Here is a 3,503-nt window from a genome sequence, read left to right as displayed (position 1 = left end):
GCGGCCGGGCTCGCCGTCCGCCGGACGGTGGGCCTTCGCGGCGCGGTGGGCGCGTGCCTTGCCGTGCATCGGCCAGTAGCGCTCCATGGCGAGGTAGGTGAACGAGGCCGACCAGCCGATCAGGAGCAGGCCGTTTAGCGCCTCGACGCCGGTCAACAGCCGGGCATGGCCGACCGGCGCGTGGTCGCCGTAGCCGAGCGAGGAGTAGGCCACCACCGAGACGAAGAGGCAGTCCTCGAAGCTCTCGATGGGCACGCCCGAGAAGGCACCGAGCCCGAGCCGCAGGACGAGGAGCCAGTAGGCGGCGGCGTAGATCCAGACCGCCACCGTATGCCCGACGAAGGCGGCGAGCACCACGGCGACGATGCGCCAGCGCGGCGGCACGGGCAACTCGGCGAGGTGCTCCGAGGTGAGGCGGAGCGTCTCGTAAAGCACCAGGATGGTGACCGCGACGAGCACGACGCTGGCGGCCAGGACGACGAGCATGGTTCCGGTCCGAGGAAGGAGCCTGTGGTGAACCTGCCAAAGCGTCCGGGAGCCGCCTTGACCTGCCTCAAGGCCGCGGGATGCCCGCCCGTCACGCCGTGATCCAGATCAAGGCGGACCTCCATCCGATGCCGTCCCCTGCCGGCCGGCGACCCTGTCGCGCGCCCCGAGCCAGGAGGCGGTCATGGCGGACATCCACGTAGCCGAGGGTCTCTGGACCACAGGCATGCTGCCCGAGGGCGTACTGGAGCGCTGGCTTGTCGCGGACGGAACAACTGTGCGGGCCGGCGAGGCCGTGGCCGCCGTGCGCATCGGCGAGGCGTTGCACGACATCGTCTCCCCCGCCAGCGGCCGCCTGGAGGTGCTGGCGCCGGCGAGCGAGGTGGTCGACCCCGGCTGCATCATCGCCGAGGTCCACGCCTGAGTTCCCGCGGCGGGCAAGCGCCCGTCGGCGGCCGCGACGACAATGCCAATCGAACATGGTGGAGGCAGGTCATGTCCCAGGCACGTATGCGGGTCACGCCCTCTCCGGGCTGGGGCACGGACGAGATCCTCGTCGGCGCCCTCGAACACCTGGCCGGTACCGCGCTGGTGTTGGCCGCCTGGGTCCTGGTCTTCGCCGACCAAGGCCCGGCCGCCTTCTCGGCGCTGCTGCCGGGCTTGGTGATCCTCTCGCTCACGGGGATCAACCAATTTCGTTTCCGCCCGTCCTTCGAGCGCGCGGTCGCGCTCGCCGGGGCATGGACGGTCCTGGCGCCGTGGCTCCTCGGGTTCGCAGTTAACGACGCCGCGACCTGGGCGCACGTTACCGCGGGGGCCGTCGCCATAGGCGCCGCCCTGACCCGCCTCAGGATCGCGAGGGCTTCATGACCGCTCCCTCGCCACGGCGGTCCGGAACCCTCGCACTGGGCAGCCTGCTCGCTGCCTTCGTCGGCTCCCCGGTCATGGCCGGTGGGATCGAGGACCGCCGCGTTCGTGGCTGGACCATTGCCACGCAGCTCTGCAGCCAGTGCCACGTCATCGGCCGCGGGTCGCAGGCGGGCGAGTTTTCCGGCCCCGCCTTCCTGCGGGTCGCCAACATGCCTTCAACGACGGGGCCGGCCCTCGCGGTTTTCCTGCAGAGCCACCACGAACGGATGCCGAGCCTGCGCCCCGACCGCGATGAGATGGACGCGGTCATCGACTACATCCTCAGCCTGAAAGGGCCTTAGCCTCACGTCCGTGAGCCTGGGATATTTACGGAGCGGCCGTGATGAACGAGATGACGGTTCAGCCCACGGTCACGCTTCCGGCCCTGCAGGTATCCCTGGACGGCCTCGGGGCCGGGCAGGCCCTGCGCCTGACGAACGCGGATTGCGACCGCCTGTTCGGCGTCGACGACGCGCTCCTCGGCCGGGTACGGAACTTCGCGCTGGGCCACGGCTGCATCGTGGTCTGGGACGAGGAAGGTCTGACCTTCTGCCGGCAGCCTCATGCCACCTGCTGCAAGCCCCTCGGCTAGGCCACCGCGCCCATAGCGGAGACCCGTCGGCATGCTGCCCTATCCCGTGCTCCTGGCCGACATCGGCGGCACCTACGCCCGCTTCGCCATGCTCCCCGCGCCGGGAGCATGCCCCGGCCCGATCCGGAAGGTGCCGACAGCCGGCTTCCCCGGGCCCATCGCGGCCCTGCAAGCCTACCTCGACGGTCCGGGGACGCCGCGGCCGCGCTCCGCCTTCCTCGCCGTCGCGGGGCGCGTCGACGGGTACGCCACGCGCATGACCAACGCGCCCTGGCTGTTCGACCTCGGCGACATCGGCGTCGCCCTCGGGCTGGAGGCGGCGCGGCTGGTCAACGATTACGTGCCGCAGGCGGCCGCCTTGCACGTGCTCGACGAGGCGAACGCGGCCGACCTGGCGCGGATCGGGCCCGTCGCGGCCGGAAGGGGGCCCCGCCTCGTCCTCGGGGCAGGCACCGGCCTCGGCGCCGCGGCCCTGGTGCCGGCGGGCGACCGCCTCCTGGTCCAGACGACCGAGGCCGGCCATGTCGGCTTCGGCCCGTGCGAGCGCGACGAACTGCCGTGGCAGGCCCTGATGCCGGCGGAGGGGAGGCTTACCGCCGAAGCCCTGCTGTCCGGTCCCGGCCTCGCCAAGCTCGCGCGGGCGCTGGCGGCGGGGCGCGGCGTGGCCGCCTGGCAATCGCCGCCGAAGGTGCTCGAAGCGGCCAATGTCGGCGACCCGCTCGCGCGGGAGGCCGTCCGTCAGTTCGCGCGCCTGCTGGGCCGGTTCGCCGGCGACCTCGCCCTGATGTTCTCGGCGACGGGCGGGGTCTACCTGGCCGGCGGGATCGCGCCGCGTATCGTCGAGGCCCTGAAGGGGGAGGCGTTCCGGGACGCCTTCGAGGACAAGCCCCCGTTCAGCGAGGTGATGCAGGCCATCCCCCGCTTCGTGATCACGAGGCCCGAGCCGGCCATCGACGGCCTGGCGGCGCTCCTGCGCGCGGCGGACCGATTCCTGTTCCCCGGCCAGGACTGGCGGGCTTGAGGCAGATCAACGCCGACCGGCACGGGCGCTCGCATCCTGTTGTTGCCCGTTCCGGGTCGAGGGAGGCTCCCGTGTCAATTGCCAGCATCATGGTCGCGGTCGACGACGGGCGCCACGCCAGGACGCGGGTCCGTCTCGCCGCGGACCTGGCTCACCGCCTCGGCGCCCGCCTCGTCGGGGCCGCCGCCTGCATGCCCGACTACCCGCAGGGCTACGGCGAGACCGCCGTGCCCATGGGCATGGTCATCGAGGAGATCCGCCAAGCCGCCCTCGACAGGTGCGCAGCCGCCGAACAGGTCTTCCGCCATGGCTCCTGCCTGAACGACTGCGTCGAGTGGCGCTCCGACATCGCCGGTCCGGTCCCGTTCCTGGCAGGGCAGTCCCGGGCCGCGGACCTCGTCGTGGTCGGTCGCTACGCCGAGGACGAGGGCGTCAGGCCGGGCATGGCCGTCGACCTCGGCGACGCGCTCATGGGCCTGGGCCGCCCCGTCCTCG

7 protein-coding genes are annotated in these 3,503 nt (G+C 72.3%); 6 read left to right on the top strand and 1 reads right to left on the bottom strand.

Features of this window, described 5'->3' with window-relative positions:
* Positions 1–486: ion channel (locus MFF42_RS16440; protein WP_238256705.1), on the bottom strand; the 486-nt coding region annotated here is incomplete at its 3' end.
* Between the two features lie 184 nt (positions 487–670).
* Between MFF42_RS16440 and MFF42_RS16435 the strand changes: the two genes are divergently transcribed.
* The 6 genes from MFF42_RS16435 to MFF42_RS16410 all read left to right on the top strand — a co-directional run.
* Positions 671–910 (top strand): biotin/lipoyl-containing protein, encoded by a 240-nt coding sequence (locus tag MFF42_RS16435; protein ID WP_017483100.1) that lies wholly within the window; start codon positions 671–673, stop codon positions 908–910.
* A gap of 71 nt (positions 911–981) precedes the next feature.
* Positions 982–1,356, top strand: a complete 375-nt coding sequence (locus MFF42_RS16430) for an SPW repeat protein (RefSeq protein WP_017483099.1) — start codon at positions 982–984, stop codon at positions 1,354–1,356.
* Positions 1,353–1,697 (top strand): c-type cytochrome, encoded by a 345-nt coding sequence (locus tag MFF42_RS16425; protein ID WP_017483098.1) that lies wholly within the window; start codon positions 1,353–1,355, stop codon positions 1,695–1,697. Before MFF42_RS16430 ends, MFF42_RS16425 begins: the two co-directional genes overlap by 4 nt.
* A gap of 41 nt (positions 1,698–1,738) precedes the next feature.
* Entirely contained in the window at positions 1,739–1,987 is a 249-nt protein-coding gene (locus MFF42_RS16420; protein WP_017483097.1) for a hypothetical protein, read from the top strand.
* Positions 1,988–2,018: 31 nt separating this feature from the next.
* A complete protein-coding gene (locus tag MFF42_RS16415) occupies positions 2,019–3,008 on the top strand; it encodes a glucokinase (RefSeq protein ID WP_017483096.1) in 990 nt (329 codons plus the stop codon).
* A gap of 71 nt (positions 3,009–3,079) precedes the next feature.
* Positions 3,080–3,503 (top strand): adenine nucleotide alpha hydrolase family protein (locus MFF42_RS16410; protein WP_238256704.1); only part of this gene is annotated, 424 nt, incomplete at its 3' end.

This window comes from Methylorubrum podarium (assembly GCF_022179745.1).
Classification (GTDB): Bacteria; Pseudomonadota; Alphaproteobacteria; order Rhizobiales; family Beijerinckiaceae; genus Methylobacterium; species Methylobacterium podarium.
The sequence above is the reverse complement of the archived record's forward strand: the minus strand, read 5'-3'. Positions and strand labels throughout refer to the sequence as shown.

What these genes read in the sequence shown, in the direction of transcription:
- MFF42_RS16435 (WP_017483100.1), top strand. Translation starts at nt 671, where the DNA reads ATGGCGGACATCCACGTAGCCGAGGGTCTCTGGACCACAGGCATGCTG.
- MFF42_RS16430 (WP_017483099.1), top strand. Translation starts at nt 982, where the DNA reads ATGTCCCAGGCACGTATGCGGGTCACGCCCTCTCCGGGCTGGGGCACG.
- MFF42_RS16425 (WP_017483098.1), top strand. Translation starts at nt 1,353, where the DNA reads ATGACCGCTCCCTCGCCACGGCGGTCCGGAACCCTCGCACTGGGCAGC.
- MFF42_RS16420 (WP_017483097.1), top strand. Translation starts at nt 1,739, where the DNA reads ATGAACGAGATGACGGTTCAGCCCACGGTCACGCTTCCGGCCCTGCAG.
- MFF42_RS16415 (WP_017483096.1), top strand. Translation starts at nt 2,019, where the DNA reads ATGCTGCCCTATCCCGTGCTCCTGGCCGACATCGGCGGCACCTACGCC.